We start from the raw sequence: 21,915 nt of genomic DNA, 5'->3' as shown, positions 1-21,915 counted from the left end.
GTTGTTCTTACTGTTGAGTAAGATCAACTGTGTCCGGGCACCGTCCGGACAGCAGTCACGCCCACACACGCACGAGACAAGCTGGTGAGAATGAGCACTCATACCGAGCCCCGCGACACGTCCGCTGTTGGCAAGAACCCCCGTCGACGCTCCGCAATCGGTACCGCCATGCGCGTGCTGACCACGGTGACGGGCTCTGAGTTCGCCGACAAGTACAAGATTCGCGAGCCACTCAACCGAATTGCGTACGAGGGCACCAAGACCGGGTTCAAGACGATCGGCGCCGCGAACCGCGCGTTTGCGGCAGCCCAGGGTGGCGGTAAGGCCAAACGCCTGACCACCACCCCCAAGGATTACTTCAACCTGTATCCCGATGACGAACAGAAGATGATCGCGGACACCGTCAAGGAGTTCGCAATCGAGATCCTGCGGCCGGCCGCGTACGACGCCGATGCCGCCGCCGCCGCTCCTGCGGCAATCCTCACCCGCAGTGCCGAATTGGGCATCACCATGGTGAACGTCCCCGAGGAATTCGACGGCGCCGCCAGTGAGCGCGGCGTGGTCACCAATTCGTTGGTCGCCGAAGCGATGGCATACGGCGACATGGGCCTGGCGCTGCCGCTCCTCGCTCCGAGCGGTGTGGCGACCACATTGACCCAGTTCGGCAGCGATGCCCAGCAGAAGACCTATCTCCCCGCCTACGCCGGTGAGAACGTTCCCCAGTCGGCGGTTGTCATCGCCGAGCCGCGGCCACTGTTCGACGCCATGTCATTGCAGACCAAGGCAACTCGCGTACCGAGCGGATACCGACTCAACGGCGTCAAGTCTTTTGTCCCGGCCGCCGGTTCGTCGGAGCTGTTCATCATCGGCGCACAGCTCGATGGCCGACCGTCGCTGTTCATCGTCGAGTCCGGAACCAAAGGCCTTGTCGTAGAAGCTGATCCGGGCATGGGCGTCCGCGCCGCCGGAATGGGCCGGCTTCTGCTGACCGACGTCACCGTGCCCACCGGCGCGTTGCTCGGTGAAGAAGAGGGTGAGGCCGCATACAACGCTTACCGCGACGTTGTCCGACTCTCGCGTCTGGGCTGGTCATCACTGGCCGTCGGCACCGCACATGCGGTTCTCGACTACGTCATCCCGTACGTCAACGAGCGCGAGGCGTTCGGGGAACCGATCTCCAACCGCCAGGCCGTGGCATTCATGGTGGCCAACATGGCAACCGAGCTCGACTCGATCCGTCTGGTGACCCTTCGCGGGGCCGCCCGCGCCGAGCAGGGCTTGTCGTTTGCGCGCGAGGCCGCCCTGGCCCGCAAACTCACCGCCGACAAGGGCATGCAGATCGGCTCGGACGGTGTGCAGCTGCTGGGCGGACATGGATTCACCAAGGAGCATCCGGTCGAACGCTGGTTCCGCGACCTACGCGGCGCCGCCATCGGCGAAGGCATCGTTGTCCTCTAGGGACATCGCCAACGCCTCCCCCATTCGTTCCCGACGTCACACTCTCTCTGAAAGACGACAGATATGGCTATCAATCTCGAGCTTCCCCGGAAGCTGAACGCGACGGTCGACCAGGCCCACCAGGCCGCTGCCCAGATCTTCCGGCCCATCTCCCGCAAGTACGACCTGCGTGAGCACGACTATCCGGTCGAGCTCGACACCCTCGCCAGCCTCTACGACGGCCTGTCCGAGGCCGGCGCTGCCGGCGCGGGTGCGGACGGCGGCCGCAGCCAGAAGAAGAGCAACAAAGAACTCCCCGCCGGCGCCGTGGTCAACGGCGGCAACATGCAGTCGGTGCTCAATGCACTTGAAACCTGCTGGGGCGACGCCGGAATGATGTTGACGATCCCTTACCAGGGTCTGGGCAACGCAGCCATCGCCGCAGTGGCCACCGATGAGCAGATCGCCAAGTTCGGCAAGGTGTGGGCCGCGATGGCCATCACGGAACCCGGTTTCGGATCCGATTCGGCCGCCGTGTCGACCACGGCCACCCGCGACGGCGACGACTACCTCATCAACGGTGAAAAGATCTTTGTCACGGCCGGTTCACGCGCCAGCCACATCGTGGTCTGGGCAACGGTCGACAAGAGCCTGGGTCGCGCGGCCATCAAGAGCTTTGTGGTGCCGCGCGAGAGCGACGGCCTCACGGTGGTGCGCCTGGAACACAAGCTCGGCATCAAGGTTTCCGACACGGCCGTGTTGCGCTTCGACAACGTCCGGGTGCCGGCCGAAAACCTGCTCGGTTCACCGGAAGTCGACGTCAAGAAGGGCTTTGGCGGGGTCATGCAGACCTTCGACAACACCCGCCCGCTGGTGGCCGCGATGGCCGTCGGTGTCACCCGCGCCGCACTCGAAGAGCTGCGCAGGCTGCTCGAAGAAGCCGGCGTCGAGATCGACTACGACAAACCGGTCAACAACCAGCACGCCGCGGCCGCAGAGTTCATCCGCATGGAGTCGGATTACGAAGCCGCATACTTGCATTCGCTGCGAGCAGCCTGGATGGCCGACAACAAGGAGCCGAACTCCAAAGAGGCTTCGATGTCGAAGGCGAAGGCCGGTCGCACCGTCACCGACGTCACCACCAAAACGGTGGAACTCGCCGGCACCCTGGGCTATTCAGAGCGGCTCCTGCTCGAGAAGTGGGCCCGCGACTCGAAGATCCTCGACATCTTCGAAGGCACACAGCAGATCCAGAACCTGATCATCGCCCGCCGGGTTCTCGGCAAGAGCAGCGCCCAACTCAAGTAGGCACCACCGGCGAGCTCACCACTCCCACACCAGAGAGTCCCGCGGCATCGAGGGGTTGCCTGCGGGACTCTCTGCGTTCTGGCTCAGCCCAGAGATTCCGCCGTGTCGGTCCGAAGTGACCTTCATCGCGATAAAGTGTCGCTCATCACGTACATGTGATCCACGTCACACGTTGGAGCTGGGGGCGGCATGTCAAACCTCATTGCGCGCAGCAAACTACTGCGCCAACGCAGCCACAACATCGAGTTCGATGGGTCGGCCAGGTTCGCAACTCCGACGGAGATCGAGCGCTGGGACGACCTGATCTCGGAGAACCCCGACGGTGGCGACGTATGGCGCAGTCGCGCCTATGCCGAGTTGAAACGGCTCGGTCGGTACCACCCCGTTTTTCTCCTGACGAACGGGATGGCCGTGACCGTCCACGAGAAGCGAGTACCGGCACTGGGCAAACTGTGGTTCCTGCCCGGCGGACCGGGTCGCACCGATATCGAGGGCGTGATCGAGACCGTGGATGCACTCGCCGGGTTCGCCCGCACCCGAGACGTGTTCGCGATCAAGGTCGAGCCCAGAATACGTTTCGAAGAATCGGGTCGCCGACAACTGATCGATCGAGGCTTCCGGCCGGCACGTGCCATCGCCCCAAATGTGTCGACAGTCATCCTCGACATCTCGGGCGAACCGGCCGACGTCATCGCCCGACTCGGGAGACGTGCCCGTCGCAACGTCCGGCAATCCCAGCGCGACGGTGTGATCGTCGAGCGGGTTCCCGCGTCCGAGACGAACTGCCGCATCATGTACGACCTCATGACGAAGACGGCCGGAAAGCGGTATCTGATCCGCGATTTCGAGTACTACTCCGCCTGCTGGACGATGTACGAGTCCGCCGGCGACGGGCAGTTGTTCTTCGTACGCATCGCGGGCCAGGTCATCGCCGGAGCCTTCGCAATGAAGTTTGCGCAGACCAGCGTGTACAAGGATGGCGCATCGGTGCGAAAGGCCCATTCGGCAGAGAAAGGCGGCCTCAGCGGCTACACCCACGGCATCGGACACGCCATCCAGTGGGAGATGATCCAGTGGGCCAAGGAGAGCGGTTGCGTGCGCCATGACATGTGCGGAACTCCCCCCGCCTCGCAGGCCCACGATCGGGCGCACCTCCTGTACGGCGTCGGCGAGTTCAAGCGGAGCTTCGGCGAGATCGTCGACCATATCGGCACCTACGACCTGCCGGTGCTGCCAACGGCGTTCGCATTCTGGAGCAGGGTCGGCGAACGCGAGGCCCGGCGGTTCTCACATATCCTGCGGCACGATTCCTACTACTGAGTGCGGGTTCCGAGCCATCGACGTGACCGATGGATCTACATGTGGCCCAATGATTTTCGACGCCGAAAAAAAGCCGACATAACCGGCACTCGGATTGTGTTCCCCGCCACAATCGGTGTTCAAGCACGCATTTGAAGTGACGTGCTTTCTCCCCACTGACCTGCATCGACCGAAAACCCAAGCAGCACTGGTCTTTAGCACTGAAACACCCTCGACGTGACCTTTCCGTGATCCACCCGTACCGTCGCCAACGTGCTCAGGGACCTGGGCATGTCAACGGAAGATCACCGATCCCCTGCTGCCCGAGATTCGGGAGCTGCGGTGCGAGGAGGAAACCAATGACCGATTTTCGTAAGCTTGCCGTCCGGACCGCTGTGACCGGCGCGCTGACCCTGGCACCGTTGGGTGCCTTCGCTGCCAACGCGTCCGCGGAGGGTGCGCACAACTGGGACGCTGTCGCCCAGTGCGAGAGTGGCGGCGACTGGTCGATCAACACCGGCAACGGCTACTACGGCGGACTGCAGTTCTCCCAGTCCACCTGGGAGGCCAACGGCGGTGTCGGCAGCGCCTCCGACAACAGTCGCGAAGAACAGATCCGCGTGGCCGAGAACGTCCTTGCCACGCAGGGTGTCGGCGCCTGGCCGGTCTGCGGCCAGAACCTCTACGCCTGACCAGCACCCTGAGTGGTCACCGCCGGAGCCGAACGCCTGGCTCCGGCGGTGGCCACCACGCGGTGCACGAACTCCAGCTTTGCCACGACCGGTTCCGAGATCGTGAACGGGTACAGGTCGCCCTTGCCCATCGACTGGTTGACCCGGTTGAACAGCTCGGAGAGCACGTGCCAGTCCCCGAGCAACGCGTCGATACCGGCGCCCGAATAGTCAGTGCGCGGTAGAACATCGGCCGCCAGTTTCCACTTGACCCGGTCGGCGTGCACGACCATCCCGGATTCGGACGCCGTCGCCAACGTGTCCGTGATGTGCAGGTAATGGGCAAAGCACTCGGCAAAGTCCTCCCACGGATGCATCGTGGCGTACTCGGAGATGTAGGAGCACTCCCAGCCCTGCGGTGCCCCGAACCTGTAGTGCCGGTTCATCGCATCGGCATAACTCGCTCGCTCGTCCCCGAAGAGGGTCCGGCATTCGTCGATCATAGGACCGTTCTCCACCAAGATGCTCTGGTAGTAGTGGCCGACCTCGTGGCGGAAGTGGCCGAGCATCGTCCGATACGGTTCACCAAGGCGCACCCGCAACGATTCGCGGTGCGCGTCAAGCGATTCAGCGAGGTCGATGGTGATCACGCCACCGGCATGCCCGATCACCACCGGGGTACCCGACGTTCGGCTCGAGAGCAGATCGAAGGCCAGTCCACCGTCATGGCGATAGTAGGGCTCGACAGGCAGGCGCAGATCGATCAACTGAAAAAGTAACCGGCGCAACGACTTCGCGGTCTGCGCCAGTTTTTCCAGGGCCAGGGTGTCATCGGCGTCCGGCCGCGTGCGGATGAACGATCCGGCAAAACACTGTCCGCTGCCGGAATCGTCGGCAACGAGCCAGTTGCACTCCCATGCCCAGTTCGAACACCGCAACAGTCGGGTGCCGTCGATCGTGACCGCGTCACCGGGGATGGCAACAAGTCGCATCGAGGGCAGGTGGAACGCCAGCGGTACCTGGCAGGTGGGGCAGCTCTGTGCCTCGAACGGGGCTGGTCCGCCACATTCCGGGCAGTCGAAAGCGCGCATATCCACAGCCTGGCACAGAGTGTCCGGATTGGTACGGGACACCGACCATCAAATCGTGAACATCAACCAAACCACCGCAATCGGATGATCTGCGGTGCCGGCCGGCCGCAGCGAATCCGAACTCACCACTGCATCGGCAGGCGTGCGGGCGCTACTGGCCTTCTACGGCTCCACACCGGCCTATCGACCCGCCCTGGAGGTGGCCGGATGCCCGGACATTCCAAACGCATGCCAGGGCCCGGGGACTACCCGCGGATGTTCGCTCTCATCGACGATGATCTGCTCTCGCAGCTGTCGGTCTTTCGATCAGTCCTCGTCGTCGATCACGTGCACGGCGGCTTCTTCGGCCGAGGCCGCCCCGCCGTCGATACCGGCGTCGGTCGCCACCCGTTCCTGGATGTCGTGGACCGCGGTGCCTTCATCGGGTGCGACCAACCGTCCGGCGCGCCGATTGCCGACCTCATAGTCGACGGGAAACTCCGGATCCGAGTCGAACTCGTCACTGCGCCAGTCCTCTTTCGGATTCTCCGGCTGGTACGCCGTCGAGGCGGGATCAGGCTCTTCCTCGGCCAGATGTTGGGCCAGACTCTCACCGGCGGCCTGCTCGGCCGGCGTCAGACCGAACTTGTCGGTCCCCAGCGGTCGTTCCGGCGGCGAATAGCCCTCATCGAGGATGTCGTCGACGCCCCGGTAGTCAAGGGTGTCTTCGGGCTGGAGCTGATCGTCCTCGTCCAGGCTGTACTCGCCGGTCGAACCTTCCGGCGTGCCGTCAGGAATGTTGGTCATCTACCCACGATGCCACCAGGATCGGCGCCGCGCATCTTTCTCATAGATGGGCGCTCCGCGGGCCTCGCAGGCATGAGAAAAATGCGCGCTTGGAAACGCAACGCAAAAGGCCCCCGAGACATTGTCTCGAGGGCCTCTTGACCTTCGTAGCGGGGACAGGATTTGAACCTGCGACCTCTGGGTTATGAGCCCAGCGAGCTACCGAGCTGCTCCACCCCGCGGTGTAAAAACAACATTACAGGCGAGGGCATCTGAAACCAAATCGCCTTATCTACCAAGGCAAAAGAACCCTTGACCGCTGCGTCGCACCCATCGTCGGGCTTGGTGCCCCGACATCTGTAGCCGACTTCTGAACCCTCGACCCATCGCCCTCGACCCACAAAGTCCGGACAACGCAAAAGGCCCTCGAGACATTGTCTCGAGGGCCTCTTGACCTTCGTAGCGGGGACAGGATTTGAACCTGCGACCTCTGGGTTATGAGCCCAGCGAGCTACCGAGCTGCTCCACCCCGCGGTGTGAATACAACGTTACAGGCCGACACTTCCAGCTCCAAATCGCCGGCCTGTAACGCGCATCACCTGCCCTGAACTGCGCGAACGCTAATTCGTGGGCAATGCCTCATAGTCCGCGATGGCCGTCTGCAGATCAGACTGAGCCTTGCCGTAGGCGGTGAAGTCGCCCGACTTCATGGCCTCTTCCATCGCCCCGATCGCCGTATTCATCCGATCGATGACCGCATCGCGCTCCGGCGAGGCCGGAACGGCTCCCTGAGTGCTTTCCGGTGCCTGTGTCTGCTCCGGGGTTCCCGACGTCTGTCCCTGCGGCTGCGGAGTGGTCGGTTCGACGTCGGCCTCGGAAATCTCGGCCACCGACGAAGGATCGATCCCAACACCTCGAAGGGCGCCGGCAACCGTCGGTGCGTACCCGATCTTGTTGTTGTACCGAACGATCACCCTGAACAGTCGCGGGAAGGTACCCGCGGTGCTCTTTGCCTGGGCGTACATCGGGACCACACTCAAGATGCCGTTGTCGCCGACCGGCAACGTCAGCAGGTTGCCGAACGTGACATTCGCGGTGTTCTCGAGGTTCTTACGACTCTCGGCGACTCGACCGTCTGTCTCCATCGCACTGAAAACCTGTTTCGGTCCCTCGCGCTGTGTATTCGCAGGCAATGTCTTAATGGTCATCTGCCCGTAGTTCTTGGGATCAGACGAGACAGTCAGGTATGCAGACAGGAACTCCTGCTTCAAGACGTTGAACACCGAGGTCAACTGGAACGATGGCTCCTTCGACTCCGGATCCGCCGCGACGAAGTAATACGGCGGCTGATCGAGGCCCCGCGTGACGGCCGCACTGTCGGTGGGATCGGCAGGCACCGACCAGAATGCGTCGCCCTGGAAGAAGGTCTGTGGGCTGTCCACGTGGTACTTGGTCAGCAGCGACCGCTGGATCTTGAACAGATCCTCCGGGTACCGCACGTGCTCACTCAAGCTGACGTTCTTGTCGAAATCGGCGCGCGACTCGACGGAGTCGGGGAAGACCTTCATCCAGGTCTTGAGTACCGGATCCTGTTCGTCGAACTGATACAGCTTGACCTCGCCCGAATACGCATCCACCGTCGCCTTGACCGAGTTGCGTACGTAGGACACCTGCTTGTTGACCTGAGATCGACCCGTCTGGCCTTGATTCAGTTCCTGCGCATCGGACGTCGCGTCGTCCAGCGACATCTTCTGTGCGTAGGGGTAGGCATCCAGGGTGGTGTATCCGTCCACGATCCACTTGACCGAACCGTCCGCCATCACGGCGGGATAGGTCTTGGAATCGACGGTGAGCCACGGCGCCGCCTTCTTCACCCGGTCGCGAGGGTCACGGTTGTAGATGATCTTCGAGTTCTCGTTGATCGCACCGGACAGCAGGATGTTGCGTTCGGTGTACTTGATCGAATACGCCATCCGGTTGAACCAATTCGACAGTGGCACACCGGCATCGCCCTGGTAGGTGTACGTCGAATCGGCGGTGTCGAACTCCCGCGACTGGCCGTTGTCCGAACCGACGATCGCGTAGTCGGGATTCACCTTGGCGATGAGCTCACCGAAGTAAATCCGCGGCTGGGCGACCTTGATCGGGGCGGTCTCCTTGTATTCCTCGGTCTCGTAGTTGCTCAGGTCACTGACGTAGAACACCGGCTCGCCACCACCGCTGGTGACATCGTTCTCGTTCGAAACCGCCTCGTTGACGGTGTTTGCCGGCGCAGCGATGAATCCGTTGCCGTGGGTGTACACGGTGTGCTTGTTGAGCCAGTTCTGCTGGTTGGCCTCGAACTTGCTCGGATCGAGCTCTCGCGCCGCGACCACGAAATCGCGCAACTGACCGTCGACGGTGTAACGGTCCAGAGCCAGTTGACTGGGGAAACCGTAGAAGTTCTGCTGACGCTTGAGCTGGGTGAATGCCGGCGACACGATATTCGGATCAAGGATTCGGATGTTGGACAGGGTCGGCTCGTCCGCATCGACCTGAGCCTGGTTGACCGGCTGGCCGGTCCAGTTCTCCTGATAATTGATCTTGTCCTCACCGATGCCGTACGCCTGCTCGGTGGCCGTGATGTTCCGGCTGATGAACTCGGCTTCTTTTTCTGCGGCGTTCGGCTTGACCGAGAACTGTTCCATCGCCGCGGGCCAACCGACACCGATGACCAGTGCCGAGAGCAGCATCATCGCGGTTGCCAGTGCCGGGATACGCAGATCCCGCAGCACGACACCGGCAAAGAAGGCCAGCGCACAGATGATCGCGATCGCCATCAGGATCAGCTTCGACGGCAGCACCGCATTGATGTCGGTGAAGCTGGCACCGGTGAAGATCTCTTGCTTTCGGGTGCTGCTGAGCAAGGTGTACCGGTCGAGCCAGTAGGCAACCGCCTTGAGCAGCAGGAAGGTTCCGGCGATGACCGCGAGCTGGATGCGGGCCGCATTGGTGAGCGATCCCCCACGTCCGGCCAAGCGGATTCCACCAAAGATGTAGTGGGTCACCAGGTTCACGATGAACGCGATCACCACGATGACGAACAGGAAGTTCAGGACAAACCGGTAGAACGGCAGATCGAACGCGTAGAAACCGACATCGAGGCCGAACTCCGGATCTTTGATCCCGAACGACTCACCGTGCAAGAACACCTGGATCGTTGCCCACGAGCCCTGTGCCACCAGACCGGCGAGAAGACCGACCAAGACCGACGGGATGATCGCGAACCAGCGGATCCGGCTCATGACGACCGTGCGGTAGCGCGCGATCGGATCTCCCGGCCCGCTGGTCGGCACGAAGACCGGCCGACTGCGGTACGCGAGCCAGAGCGCACCGAACACGAGCAGGCCGGCGATGACGGCACTGATCCCGAACACGGCCACGCGCGTCCAGATGATCTTGGAGAACACCGACTGATAGCCGATGTCGTCGAACCACAGCCAATCAGTGTAGATCGAGATGAACCTCGGACCCACCAACAAGATCAGCAGTACGGCTACTGCGACTGCGATGAGCGCCTTGCTACGTCGCGACAGCGATGGCATCGCTGCCGGACCCCGGATTCCCACGTGAACTACTCCCAGTCTTTTGCCGGACGCACCGCGGCCGGTCCTTGACGAACACTTTACTTAGCGAAAAGCCGCAGTCGGCAGGTGGTGAAAGCCGGGGCCTCGAGCGGGCGGCCCGCAAGTACTGTGCATTCGCTTAGAACACTACCCATCCCTGCGCAGACCGCCCTCTACGGCGAACTTCCGACGGTTTGTGTGGTTCTTGTCACTGCCAACGGTCGATCCAGCACACCGGTTCCCGAGGCGTTGCATAAAAGCCCCGTCGGCAATGCGACTATGGAGTTGTGACCGACTCGCAGCCACCCATCCTCTCCCCTGATGCGCTGGGCAGCGCGATCCGCGAGGTGATCGAGTTCGTCGATGCCGCCGGCTGGGGACAACCTCCTCAGTTGTTCGCCCTCGTGCCCACCGCGCTGCTCGCCGACACCCAACCCGATTGGGTCGACGACCACGACACCTCCGAGTTGACGCTCATCGAGCAAGAGCCTCTGCCGGTCTCCCCGGAAAGCGGGATGGCCGAGCTCGAACACGTCCTCGCCACCACGAGCTGGCCTTCCGAGGTCGAAGGTTGTGCGCTGGTGCAGGAGATCATCGTGTTGCCGCCCGAGGCGCAGCACGACCTCGACGACGCCGTCGGGCCCTTGGTGTCCGACCCCGATTCGGGCGACCACGTCGCCCGGAGCGCCGCCGAAGCCCTCCCGGACAGCCGGACCGCCCGATTGGCTGCCGCGGTCCTTCGTGACGGCCGGTCTCTGTGTCTGCTGCAACTGGCACCGGACGACGACGAAGAATCCGACGGTCCGATAGAACTGCTGCAGCATCCGGAGCTGGCACCGAACCTGGTGGCCGCATTGGCCGCGACGCTCGAGAACGTCCCGTTCGACGACTGATCGATCAGCAGGTCGGTGGGGTCCTGCCTGCGTCGATGTCGGCCATCGCGCTGATCGCGTCGGGGAGGGTGTCGACCTTGACCAGGGTCAGTCCGTCCGGGGCGTCGGTTTTGGCTTCGGCACAGTTTCCGGACGGGACCAGGAAAGCGGTGGCGCCTGCATCACGTGCGGCGCGCATCTTGTGCAGGATCCCGCCGATCTCCCCGACATCGCCCGACGAATCGATCGTGCCGGTGCCCGCGATGAATTCGCCGCCGTTGAGCTCACCCGGACTGAGCTTGTCGATGATGGCCAGGGTCAGCATCAGGCCGGCCGACGGTCCCCCGATGTCGCCGACATCGAAGTTGATGTCCAGGTTGGGATCACCGTTCTGTTCCGACAACGTGATCCCCAGAATCCCCTTTGACTCGTCTTTGGGATCCGGCTGCAACGTCACCGTTTCGGTCACGGGCTGACCGTCGCGGATCAGGTCGAGGGTGACCGGGGTTCCCGGCGGGATCCCGGCGAGTGCCTCACGAAGTGCGACGGACGTGGCGATCGAGGTGCCATTGAGCGCAACGATCTCGTCACCGGACTGCAGCTTGCCGACGGACGGGCCGTCATCGGCGACACCGGCGACCTCGAGGTCGATGGGACGGTCGAGATAATCCAATGCGGCGATGGTGGCCGAGTTCTCCGACCCCGTCATCTGCTGGCGGTTCTCTTTGTCGACCTCTTCGTTGGATCTGCCCGGCGGATAGACCCGATCACGCGGCTGCAGTTCGTCGTCGCCCGAGACCCACAAGCCGATCGCCTGGAAGAGGGTCAGGCCGTCGGTCACCGACACCGTCGTCAGGTTGAGGTTGCCGTTGGTCGGATCCAGGTCGGCACCGGTGATGTTCACCACCTCGCGGCCATCCACGGATCCCAGGGTGTTGACGGTCGGACCCGGGCCGAGCGCCACATAGGGCACCTTCACGAGAGTGCCGACCAGGACGAACACGATCAGGAACGCCAGCGCGACCAAGAGGGTGACAATCCGCCGGTATCCCGGACCGATTCTGAGGGACTGCAGTTTCACCAGCCCAGCGTAGAGGGTCGGCGCCGCGGGACCCCGCCCCACTCGGCCCCCGGTTCACCGGCTGCCCGGGTTTCGCGCAGAGCTGATCGATGACGTTCGGGGTACCGACCGATTCGCCGGTACCGTGGAGGCATGAATGACTTGCCCTTCGGTTTCTCCCCTTCGTCCGGCGACGACGGGGATGGTGATCCTGGCAAGAAGCCCGGAGACTTCGATCCGAACCAGCTCGGCCAGATGCTCTCGCAGCTCGGGCAGATGCTGTCGGGCATGGGCGCGGGCATGGGTTCGGGTGGCACCGGCGAACCGGTCAACTACCAGGTCGCGACGAGCCTTGCCCGCCAGCAGATCGGCAAACACTCTCCTGTCAGTCAGGGTGAGCTGTCGGCGATCACCGACTCGGTGCGCCTTGCCGAGGTGTGGCTCGACAACGTGACCACCCTTCCTGCCGGCGTCACCACCACCGAGGCGTGGACATCGGTCGACTGGCTCGAGAAGACGCTGCCGACGTGGAAGTCGCTGTGCAATCCGGTGGCCGAACAGATCGCGGGCAGCTGGTCGACGAATCTCCCGGACGAGGCGAAGCAGTTCGCCGGTCCGATGATGGGCATGGTCAGCCAGATGGGCAGCATGGCCTTCGGGACCCAGCTGGGCCAGGGCCTTGGCCAGCTCGCCCAGGAGGTGCTCACCTCCACCGACATCGGTCTTCCGTTGGCGCCCACCGGAACCGCGGTTCTGCTGCCGGAGGCGATCAATGCCTTCAGCGAGGGACTCGAACAGCCCAGTCAAGAGATCCTTGTCTTCCTCGCCGCCCGTGAAGCCGCGCACGTCCGGCTGTTCTCCCACGTGCCCTGGCTGCGTCAGCGACTTCTCGCAACGGTCGAGGAATACGCCCGCGGGATCAGCATCGACTTCTCCGGCATCCAGGACGCAGCCGCCGGTATCGATCCGGCCACCCTGTTGTCGGATCCGAGCAAGCTCGAAGAGTTGATGTCCGGTGGCGCGGCGTTCGAACCGAAGACCACCCCACAGCAGCAACACGCGCTCACCCGCCTCGAAACGCTCCTCGCACTGATCGAGGGCTGGGTCGAAACGGTCGTGTCCCAGGCACTTTCCGATCGGATCCCGTCGGTGGCCGCACTGACCGAGACCATGCGTCGCAGGCGCGCCACCGGCGGCCCGGCCGAGGAGACCTTTGCCACACTGATCGGATTGGAGCTGCGACCGCGCAAGCTCCGTGAAGCCGCCGACCTGTGGCGCAAGCTCGCCGAGTCCTCGGATGTCGAGACCCGCGACGGTGTCTGGGCACATCCCGATCTGATGCCGGATGCCGACGATCTCGATCATCCGGCTGCGTTCATCGACCGGGTGATCGGCGGCGGCAGCGACCCATTCGACGATCCGATGGCCCAGCTCGAGAAGACCCTCGCCGACGAGGCCCGCCAGCGCGAAGAAGAAGGCAAGGGACCCGCAGGCGACGACACCCCCACCGCCTGACCGACCGCAGATCCCGATCAAACATCAACAGGCCGCGTTCTCGCTGGTCCAGGCGTCGATGACCTGTGGATAACCCGCCGCTGACGGACACATCGGACGTCACTGGTCTGGTTCGGTGTTGCCATGACACTCGCGCCTTTGCCGCTGCTCCGGGCCGGAGCGGTGATCTTGCTCCGGCCCGGCGGCCGGATCCAGGTCGGATACGACCCCGACCGGGCAGTGATCATCGATCCGCCGGCACATGTTGTCCCGGACCGGCTTGCTGCGCTGTTGCGGTCGCTGACCGGTCCACAGACACCCGAGGACACCGCAGCTCGGGCAGCGGCGGCGGGTCTGACGGCCGACGAGGTCCGCGAGTTACTCGACGCGCTGGTCGACGCCGGTACCGCCCACCACAGCAGACCTTCGATCACCCCGATGCAGATCAGGATCCATGGTGCCGGTCCACTCGCCGACGCAACGGCGAGCGCCCTTGCCCAGCCGGAGTTCTCGATTGTGCAGTCGGTCCGGCGGCCACGACTGTTCGACGGCGAGGTCGATCCGATCACCCACGAGGACCGGATGGTCACCTGGGCCACGGATCTGGTGATCCTCACCGACTTCCTCAGTCACGATCCGTGGCTGGTGTCCTGTCTGATGCGGCACCGGATCCCACACCTGATGGTCCGTCTACGCGATGGAACCGGGGTGGTCGGTCCGATGGTGTTGCCCGGGTTGTCGAGCTGTCTGCACTGCGCCGACCATCACCGCCGCGATCGGGACCGGGACTGGCCGATCGTCAGTGCCCAGCTTCTGGGTCAGAGCGGCTGGGCCGGGTCGGCAACCATCGCCGGAACCGCCGCGATCGTGCAGGCCGAGGTCGAACACGTGGCAGCGGCAACCCGTCCCGATCGGCGCGGCGCCCGACCCCTTCCTGCGCCGACCAGCCTCGACGCCACCATCGAGTTCCGCGCGGACCCCTCATCGCTGGTCATCCGGGGCTGGTCACCACATCCATTGTGCGGCTGTCGGCTACCGCAATGAACCAACCGTCGTCCACTAAGCTCGGGTCCATCGGAAAGGGGAAACTCAATGGCTGAGATCACACGCGGAGGGGCGCGGCGCAACGCCAAGCTCGCCGCGCTTCCGCTAGGGGTGGCGGGACGAGCAGCATCGGGCTTCGGTAAGCGGCTCGCGGGTGGGGACAAAGACGAGATCACCGCGGACATGATGGAAAAGGCCGCGCAACAGCTGTTTGCAGTACTCGGCGAGCTCAAGGGCGGGGCAATGAAGGTCGGGCAGGCGCTCTCCATCATGGAGGCCGCGATTCCCGAGGAGTTCGGGGAGCCGTTCCGCGACGCGCTGACCAAGCTGCAGGCCGAGGCACCGCCCTTGCCGACCGCGAAGGTGCACGCGGTCCTGGACAACCAATTGGGCACCAAATGGCGTGAGCGGTTCAAGGATTTCTCCGATGAACCGGCCGCATCCGCGTCGATCGGCCAGGTACACAAGGCAATCTGGCACGACGGACGTGAAGTGGCCGTCAAGGTTCAGTACCCGGGAGCGGATCACGCGCTCAAGGCCGACCTGAAAACGCTGTCGCGCATGACCGGCCTGCTCAAACGACTCTCCCCCGGCACCGACGTCAAGTCGATGATGGATGAGCTGATCGAGCGCACCGAGGACGAACTCAACTACACCCTCGAGGCGAACAACCAGCGGGCCTTTGCCAAGGCCTTTGCAGGCGACCCGAACTTCGTGGTTCCGCGCGTGGTTGCCTCTGCACCGAAAGTGGTTGTCTCCGAGTGGATCGACGGCACACCGATGTCGAAGGTGATCAAGAACGGCACCGTGGACGAACGCAACGACGCCGCCGCCAAGATGACCGAGTTCGAGGTCAGTTCACCCACTCGCGTCGGTTTGGTCCACGGCGATCCACATCCGGGCAACTTCCAGTTCCTCGCGGACGGCCGCATGGCGATCCTCGATTTCGGCGCCGTTGGCCACTACCCGGACGGGCTGCCTGCGGCCACCGGGAAGATCCTTCGTCTGTGCCGCGACAAGAAATACGACGAACTCAAAGAAGAAATGGTGCGCGCGAACTTCATTCAGCGTTCCCACCAGGACAAGGTGACCCCGGCCGACCTCGAGGCGTATCTACGCCCGTACGTCGATCCGCTCTACAGCGAGTCGTTCCACTTCACCCGGAAATGGTTGCAGCGCGCCGCGGGTGCCGCCTCCGACCCGCGCGGTGACGTCTACAAGACCTCACGAAACCTGAACTGTCCCAAAGAGTATGTGATGGTGTTCCGGGTGCTCGGCGGATGCGTGGGCATCGCGGCACAACTCGACGCCGAAGCGCCTTACCGCGCCATCATGGAGAAGTGGGTTCCCGGCCTGGCCGAATAGGGCTTTCACATCAAAGAGCGGGCGGACACAAGAGTTGTTGTGTCCGCCCGCTTTTGGTTGCGAAAGGGAAATGTCATGCCGCTGTCTGGTTCTTGCGAGGTCGGCCACGCGGACGCTTGCGGGCGATGACGGCGCCCTGATCGAAGATCTCGCCACCCCAGACGCCCCACGGCTCAGCGCGTTCGAGCGCCTCGGCCAGGCATTCCTGCCGCAGCGGGCACTCGATGCACAGCGCCTTGGCCTGCTCGAGTTGACCCGGGTTCTCAGAGAACCACAGGTCGCTGTCCACCATCTGGCACGGAAGCTCCGTTTTGGATGCATCCAGTGCGAGTCCGCCGGCCCCGAAACTGTTGTCGCCGGACCTGTTGTCACGGTATGACTCGAGTAACTCGGTCATTGGGATTCCTCCACTGTCGAATGTGTGCTCGGATTGATCTGGGACCGGGCCTCGACTGTGGTGGAACAAGAATTGTTCTCAGATCACAAAAGAGGCCACGGTTTCGCTGTTGCGATTCGCCGTGGCCTCATCTGGAGTCTGAACTGTGTCAGATCCCTATTCGTTGAGAGAACACGGGAAACGCGTGGCGGGCTCGGCGACGGACTGCTACCACCGTCGGCGGCATGAACGCCGGAATTGCTGCTGTCATAGCCAGGAATTCCGGCTTGATGGCGGCGGCGTGCGCAGTATGAACGGCCTTCGGACGGGCAGCGAGGGGCGGCTGCCGATGCCATGAGGCACATGCCGTGACGGCATGATCGACTGCGCTCTCGGCGTTGTACAAATCAATCATCGAACCTCTCCTCTCCTGCTCCTCTGCGCAACCGCGCATGATTTTGTCCTCTGTGTCACACAATGTTGTTGTCCACAGTAGGGGCTGCCCAGAAAACGCACAACCTATTTTTGACCTGCGGTTTTCCCGCCCCGGACAAGCGTGAGGATGTCCTCCCCGTACTGATCGAGCTTCTTCTGCCCGATCCCCTGAATGCCGACCAAAGCCGAGACATCGCCAGGTTGCTGTTCGGCAATCGCGATCAGCGTGTTGTCGGTGAACACCACGTAGGCGGGAACCTTCTGTTCCTTCGCCCGTCCGCTGCGCCACTCCTTGAGCGCGAGCAGCAATCCCTCGTCGAGGTCGGAGGGGCATCGCTCGCAGCGGCCCAGCAGCGTTGCGGTCTTGCCCAACAACGGTTTTCCGCAGACACGACACTTGGGTCCGGACCGCGTTCGTTTGGGTTCGGCGATCTTCGAGGCCGGAGAGTCGTCGGGAACGAGATTGATCACAAAGCGAGAGCGGCGCCGCGAGGCCCGGCCACCCTCGTTCCGCGACAACGCCCACGACAGCTGCAGGTGCTCCCGCGCACGGGTGACACCCACGTACAGCAGCCGGCGTTCTTCTTCGATGGCGTCTTCGCCTGCCTTGATGGCCTGACTGATCGGCATCGAACCGTCGACGAGGCCAACCAGGAAAACCGCATCCCACTCCAGGCCCTTGGCGGCGTGCAGCGACGACAGCGTCACACCCTGAACCGTCGGTGGATGCCTCGCCTCGGCTCGCGCGGCGAGCTCGCGGGACAACTCGGTGAGGGTCAGGTCGGCGTTCTCGGCCAGCATGTCCTCGGTCATCGTCACCAGCGCCCGCAGGGACTCCCAGCGCTCGCGGGCCTGCGCACCGGCGGGCGCCTCTTCGGTCAGGCCCAGCGGAACCAGGATCGCCCGAAGGAGCGTGAGCGTCTCGGCTTCGGCAGGCAGATCGTCGCGCTGCGCGGTCTGGCTGACCGCGCGCATCGCCTGCCTGATCTCCGACCGCGAGAAGAACGCCTCGCCGCCTCGCACCTGGTACGGGATCCCGGCGGCGGTCAGCGCCTGCTCATGGGCCTCGGACTGGGCGTTGATCCGGTAGAGGATCGCGATCTCCGAGCCGGGCACACCGGACTTCATCAACCTTTTGATCGAACGGGCGACGGCTTTCGCCTCGGCCGGTTCGTCGTCGTATTCGGCGAAGTCGGGCTGCGGACCGGGGTCTCGCTGCCCGATCAACTGCAGACGTGTGCCGGCGATCCGCCCGCGGGCGGCCCCGATGACGCTGTTGGCCAGCTCCACCACCTGCGGAGTGGACCGGTAGTCGCGCTCGAGGCGGACCACGGTCGCGTCGGGGAACCGCCGCGAGAAATCCAGCAGATAGCGGGGCGTGGCCCCGGTGAACGAGTAGATGGTCTGGTTGGCGTCACCGACCACGGTCAGATCGTCGCGTGGCCCGAGCCAGGCGTTGAGCAGCGACTGCTGCGCCGGGGTGACGTCCTGGTACTCGTCGACGACAAAGCAGCGATAGCGATCCCGGAACTCCTCGGCGATCACCGGATGATCGTCGAGGATGGCCCGTGTCATCAGCAGCAGATCGTCGAAGTCGAGGAGCTGATCCCCCGCCGGAGAGACCTTCGCCTGCTCGTAGCGCTCGTACACCAGTGCCACCTGCTCGGCCGGGATAGGTGACTCGCGACGGCTTTTGGCCACCGCCGCCGGGTAATCCGACGGCCCGATCAGTGAACCCTTGGCCCATTCGATCTCCGAGATGAGATCGCGCAACGATTCGGTGGTGGTCGGCGCTCCGACGGCCCGCGCCGCGCGGGAGACAACGGGAAACTTGTTGTCGAGCAGCTCCCACTGGTTTTCGCCGATTGCCTGCGGCCAGAAGTACCGCAGCTGACGCATCGCGGCGGCGTGGAACGTCAACGCCTGCACCGCATTTCCCTGACCGGAGATACCCAGAGAACGGAGTCGGGTGCGCATCTCACCGGCGGCGCGTGAGGTGAAGGTGACGGCCAGGACCTGACTGGCCCGCACATGTCCGTCGCCGACCAGATGCGCGATCCGGCGCGTGATGGTGCGGGTCTTGCCTGTGCCTGCGCCGGCCAGGACACAGACGGGCCCGCGGGGTGCGAGCACAGCGGCCTGCTGCTGCGGGTCAAGTGAGGCATCCATGGCGATCAGTATCCCAACGGCCACCGACAGAGGTTCGGCCGGACGGTCCCGCACCGACTCGACCGGGCTCGGCGAGGACATCGAGGTGGTACGGGAACACCGTCGGCCCTCGTGATGTTATGTATGCGTGACTACCGACAACGCTGCTCTGACCATGTACTCCACCACCTGGTGTGGATACTGCAAACGCCTCAAGATGGGCCTGAAGTCCGCCGGTATCGAGTGGGTGGAGATCGACATCGAGCAAGATCCCTCGGCCGCCGAGTTCGTCGGCAGCGTCAACGGCGGCAACCACATCGTTCCCACCGTCAAGTTCGCCGACGGCAGCACCGCCACCAACCCGACGGTGGCCGACGTCCGCAAGAAGCTGGGCGTCTGAAGAAACCAGACGCAGTGGTTCAGCGCACCCCGGTTGCCGGCGTGTAGGCCCAGGCCCGGATCAGTGCGCTGGCGATCGAGATCGATCCCGGCAACCGCAACCGCGCGTTGTCGACGATCGGGTCACCGTCCGGACTCATCCAGTCCTGCTGCGCCTCAATCGCTTCGATCACCTCTGCCCGACCGAACCACTCGGCTGCCGCGATCTCACCGTCGATGAAGTCGAGTGGTTGGTCCGGGTCTGCGGTGACCTCGAAGCCCACCATCAACGAGCGCGGGAACGGCCAGGGCTGCGACCCGATGTACTGCGGATTCCAGCTGTCGAGGCCGACTTCTTCGTGGACCTCGCGAAGCACACACTGCTCGAGTGATTCCCCGGGTTCGACGAATCCGGCGAGTGTCGAGAACCACCGGTCGGGCCATTGCTTCTGCCTGCCGAGCAGGATCTGATCGCCGCCGTCGTGGACAACCGTGATGATCGCGGGATCGGTTCGAGGGAACTCCTCCCGGCCGCTGATGATGTTGCGACGGGCCCAACCACCTTTGATCGGTTCCGTGTGCGCACCGTCGACCGGTGAGAACCGGGCCGTGTCATGCCAATTGAGGACACCGAGTGCGGTCGAGAGAATCCCGGCCTCGTTCGGTCCGAGTAGCTGGGCGCCGCGCCGGGGATCGTCCTTCGGGCCGTCGATGACATCGAACCGCATCGCCCACATGTCGTGACCCTCTTCGGGGTGCAGTCCGAGGAACACCGCTTCCGGCGGCGGTTCGTCGCCGACGTCGACCGCCATGATCCAGCCGAGGCCGTCCTCACCCACCGGATAGCGCCCCGAGGGGTCGATCTGCAGCAGAAGTGCCCGCGCCCACCCGTCTTTCAGACGCTGATGGTCCTCGCGGATCTCGTCGGCACGGTTGTATACCGCCCGCGACAACATCGGGGGCTGTTCGAACTCAAAGCGCCGCACTGGTTTCCCTTCTCGAATCCCACTGTTCGGTCATCACCGCGCCCACCTGGGTGACCAGCGACGTGGCGAACCGGTCGGCACCGGTCGCCGGCGAGGACCACCCCCCACCCTAAGCCCGGATCCGCTTCTCGAGGGCACCACCGGCGAACGGCGACTGCGGTGCATATTCGACGGCCGGCTGAACCCGCCGCGCCGACTACTTGTCGCCGATGCCAACACCGACGACTGCGAGCAGCAAGGCGCCGATCACCGGAAAGATCTGGCATCGGCAGGCAGTGGATCAGGAGCCCAACCGGTTTCCCCTGCGCCAGACGGCGCGCGTATTGAGCGTGTCGCTGATGGTGATGGTGGGATCGCCGTCGACCAGCAACAGGTCGGCTCGCATACCTTCGGCAATATGGCCTCGGTCGGTGAGGCCGAATCGCTTGGCGGTGGTCGCGGTGGCGGCGGTGAGCGCCTGGGCCGGGGTGAGGCCGGCGCGCACCAGGTACTGGAGCTCGTGATGAACACTGGCGCCGTGCGCGAGTCCGCCCAGAAACGGCAGTGGCACAGACACATCCGTGCCGGCCAGGATGTCGACACCGGCATCGTGCAGTACCTTGACCGAGTTCAGGACATCGTCGATATTGCCTCGGGGGTAGGTGTTGAAACTCGAGCGCAACGTGGCGTCCCATGCTGTATCGAGACGCGAGCCCACCCGGGGGTCGTCGGCGAGTTCCTGTCCGGTGATACCGATCAGCGAGGCGTTCAGGACAACGCAGGGGACGACAAACGCGCCACTGTCCTTGATCGCGCTGATGATCTCGTCGGTATGGGGCCGGTCCATGAACAGATGCGCAAAACCGTCGATGCCAGCATCGATGGCCATCCGGGTGGCATCGATGGTGAGGGCGTGAGCGATGGTGAGCATGCCACGCTCGTGTGCCGCCGCGACACCGGCATTCAGTGTTTCCTGATCGAGCATCGGGATGCCCGGGTGTCCTTCCATGGACCCGTCATCGACCATGAATTTGATGTAGTCCGAACCGTCGGCGATCAGTTTGGGCACGACCGCCCGAGCTTCCTCCGGGGTGCTGACGTTGGCATGTACCGGCCGCGGACCGCTCGGCACCGGCGCCCCGGGAGGCGGACCATGGTGGAAGTCCTCGGGGAACAGCTCGTCGGGGTGTCCGCCGGGAGGGGTGAGCGCGAATCCGGACGAGCGGACGTCGGCCACCGAGTCGTCGTCGGAGATCTCGGCGCGGCGAACGGCAGTATTGGCGCCCTGCATCTCGAGTTCGGTTGTGATGCCGAATTGCAGCGCCAACCCGAGCGCTTCCCTGCTGGTGTGTACGTGGGCGTCGATGAGGCCGGGGATCAGTGTCGCTCCGTCGCCGGATATAACATCCGCTCCGGCCGGGACGTCGATGCCGATGCCGACGGCCGTGATCAGGCCATCTTCGATCAGCACCGTGCGGGCATCGAGTATCCGTTCCCCGTCGAAGATCTTCGCGTTGGTGATTGCTGTGACAGTCATGGTCTGGGTCCTTCTGGTGGTGAAATCGGGTATTCGTCAATTCCCCCAAAGAAGGCATCAACGAA

The 21,915-nt window shown here is 63.9% G+C and carries 17 protein-coding genes and 2 tRNA genes; 9 read left to right on the top strand and 10 right to left on the bottom strand.

What is annotated here, in order from left to right; translation table 11 throughout:
• Positions 1-90 precede the first annotated feature (90 nt).
• The 4 genes from AC56PL_RS03960 to AC56PL_RS03945 all read left to right on the top strand — a co-directional run bounded on the left by AC56PL_RS03960 (position 91) and on the right by AC56PL_RS03945 (position 4,736).
• Positions 91-1,458, top strand: a complete 1,368-nt coding sequence (locus tag AC56PL_RS03960; protein ID WP_495515085.1) for an acyl-CoA dehydrogenase family protein — start codon at positions 91-93, stop codon at positions 1,456-1,458.
• Positions 1,459-1,521: 63 nt separating this feature from the next.
• Positions 1,522-2,745 carry an acyl-CoA dehydrogenase family protein gene (locus tag AC56PL_RS03955; RefSeq protein ID WP_495515084.1) on the top strand — a complete coding sequence of 408 codons (1,224 nt, stop codon included), beginning with the start codon at positions 1,522-1,524 and terminating at the stop codon, positions 2,743-2,745.
• 189 nt (positions 2,746-2,934) lie between these two features.
• Positions 2,935-4,065 (top strand): lipid II:glycine glycyltransferase FemX, encoded by a 1,131-nt coding sequence (locus tag AC56PL_RS03950; protein ID WP_497153050.1) that lies wholly within the window; start codon positions 2,935-2,937, stop codon positions 4,063-4,065.
• Between the two features lie 338 nt (positions 4,066-4,403).
• Positions 4,404-4,736: a transglycosylase family protein gene (locus AC56PL_RS03945; protein WP_495515082.1), complete on the top strand. Its 333-nt coding sequence runs from the start codon at positions 4,404-4,406 to the stop codon at positions 4,734-4,736.
• Here AC56PL_RS03945 and AC56PL_RS03940 read toward each other — a convergent pair.
• From AC56PL_RS03940 to AC56PL_RS03920, 5 genes are all read right to left on the bottom strand, one after another.
• Positions 4,727-5,806, bottom strand: coding sequence for a zinc-binding metallopeptidase family protein (locus tag AC56PL_RS03940; protein WP_497153049.1), 1,080 nt, complete (start codon positions 5,804-5,806; stop codon positions 4,727-4,729). The genes AC56PL_RS03945 and AC56PL_RS03940 overlap by 10 nt on opposite strands.
• Before the next feature lie 306 nt (positions 5,807-6,112).
• Positions 6,113-6,592: a DUF5709 domain-containing protein gene (locus AC56PL_RS03935; protein WP_495515080.1), complete on the bottom strand. Its 480-nt coding sequence runs from the start codon at positions 6,590-6,592 to the stop codon at positions 6,113-6,115.
• A gap of 147 nt (positions 6,593-6,739) precedes the next feature.
• A tRNA-Met gene (locus tag AC56PL_RS03930) sits at positions 6,740-6,813 on the bottom strand.
• A gap of 218 nt (positions 6,814-7,031) precedes the next feature.
• Positions 7,032-7,105, bottom strand: a tRNA-Met gene (locus tag AC56PL_RS03925).
• An 86-nt stretch (positions 7,106-7,191) separates the two neighbouring features.
• Positions 7,192-10,179 (bottom strand): UPF0182 family protein, encoded by a 2,988-nt coding sequence (locus tag AC56PL_RS03920; RefSeq protein ID WP_497153048.1) that lies wholly within the window; start codon positions 10,177-10,179, stop codon positions 7,192-7,194.
• Between the two features lie 284 nt (positions 10,180-10,463).
• Here AC56PL_RS03920 and AC56PL_RS03915 point away from each other — a divergent pair, with 284 nt between their 5' ends.
• Positions 10,464-11,069 carry a PPA1309 family protein gene (locus AC56PL_RS03915; RefSeq protein WP_495515078.1) on the top strand — a complete coding sequence of 202 codons (606 nt, stop codon included), beginning with the start codon at positions 10,464-10,466 and terminating at the stop codon, positions 11,067-11,069.
• A gap of 4 nt (positions 11,070-11,073) precedes the next feature.
• On the opposite strand, the gene AC56PL_RS03910 is transcribed toward AC56PL_RS03915, so the two are convergent.
• The gene (locus AC56PL_RS03910) at positions 11,074-12,129 is read right to left on the bottom strand and encodes a YlbL family protein (RefSeq protein ID WP_497153047.1); all 1,056 of its coding nucleotides are present in this window, start codon (positions 12,127-12,129) and stop codon (positions 11,074-11,076) included.
• A 132-nt stretch (positions 12,130-12,261) separates the two neighbouring features.
• Between AC56PL_RS03910 and AC56PL_RS03905 the strand changes: the two genes are divergently transcribed.
• From AC56PL_RS03905 to AC56PL_RS03895, 3 genes are all read left to right on the top strand, one after another.
• Positions 12,262-13,623, top strand: a complete 1,362-nt coding sequence (locus tag AC56PL_RS03905; RefSeq protein ID WP_495515076.1) for a zinc-dependent metalloprotease — start codon at positions 12,262-12,264, stop codon at positions 13,621-13,623.
• 123 nt (positions 13,624-13,746) lie between these two features.
• Positions 13,747-14,646: a hypothetical protein gene (locus AC56PL_RS03900; protein WP_495515075.1), complete on the top strand. Its 900-nt coding sequence runs from the start codon at positions 13,747-13,749 to the stop codon at positions 14,644-14,646.
• Positions 14,647-14,694: 48 nt separating this feature from the next.
• Positions 14,695-16,011: an AarF/UbiB family protein gene (locus AC56PL_RS03895; protein WP_495515074.1), complete on the top strand. Its 1,317-nt coding sequence runs from the start codon at positions 14,695-14,697 to the stop codon at positions 16,009-16,011.
• A 73-nt stretch (positions 16,012-16,084) separates the two neighbouring features.
• Here the strand turns inward: AC56PL_RS03895 and AC56PL_RS03890 are convergent, their stop codons facing one another.
• The gene (locus AC56PL_RS03890; RefSeq protein ID WP_495515073.1) at positions 16,085-16,408 is read right to left on the bottom strand and encodes a WhiB family transcriptional regulator; all 324 of its coding nucleotides are present in this window, start codon (positions 16,406-16,408) and stop codon (positions 16,085-16,087) included.
• A gap of 498 nt (positions 16,409-16,906) precedes the next feature.
• Complete coding sequence (locus tag AC56PL_RS03885; protein WP_495515072.1) at positions 16,907-18,991, bottom strand: UvrD-helicase domain-containing protein; 2,085 nt, start codon at positions 18,989-18,991, stop codon at positions 16,907-16,909.
• A gap of 154 nt (positions 18,992-19,145) precedes the next feature.
• Between AC56PL_RS03885 and AC56PL_RS03880 the strand changes: the two genes are divergently transcribed.
• On the top strand, positions 19,146-19,370 hold the full coding sequence (locus tag AC56PL_RS03880) for a mycoredoxin (protein WP_495516034.1): 225 nt from the start codon (positions 19,146-19,148) through the stop codon (positions 19,368-19,370).
• Positions 19,371-19,389: 19 nt separating this feature from the next.
• Here AC56PL_RS03880 and nudC read toward each other — a convergent pair whose 3' ends face one another.
• Together nudC and AC56PL_RS03870 are read right to left on the bottom strand one after the other, a co-directional pair.
• Positions 19,390-20,334, bottom strand: coding sequence for an NAD(+) diphosphatase (nudC, locus tag AC56PL_RS03875; RefSeq protein WP_495515071.1), 945 nt, complete (start codon positions 20,332-20,334; stop codon positions 19,390-19,392).
• 280 nt (positions 20,335-20,614) lie between these two features.
• On the bottom strand, positions 20,615-21,850 hold the full coding sequence (locus AC56PL_RS03870; RefSeq protein ID WP_495515070.1) for an amidohydrolase family protein: 1,236 nt from the start codon (positions 21,848-21,850) through the stop codon (positions 20,615-20,617).
• Between the last annotated feature and the right edge of the window lie 65 nt (positions 21,851-21,915).

Source organism: Williamsia sp. Y721 (genome assembly GCF_059683565.1).
The sequence above is the reverse complement of the archived record's forward strand: the minus strand, read 5'-3'. Positions and strand labels throughout refer to the sequence as shown.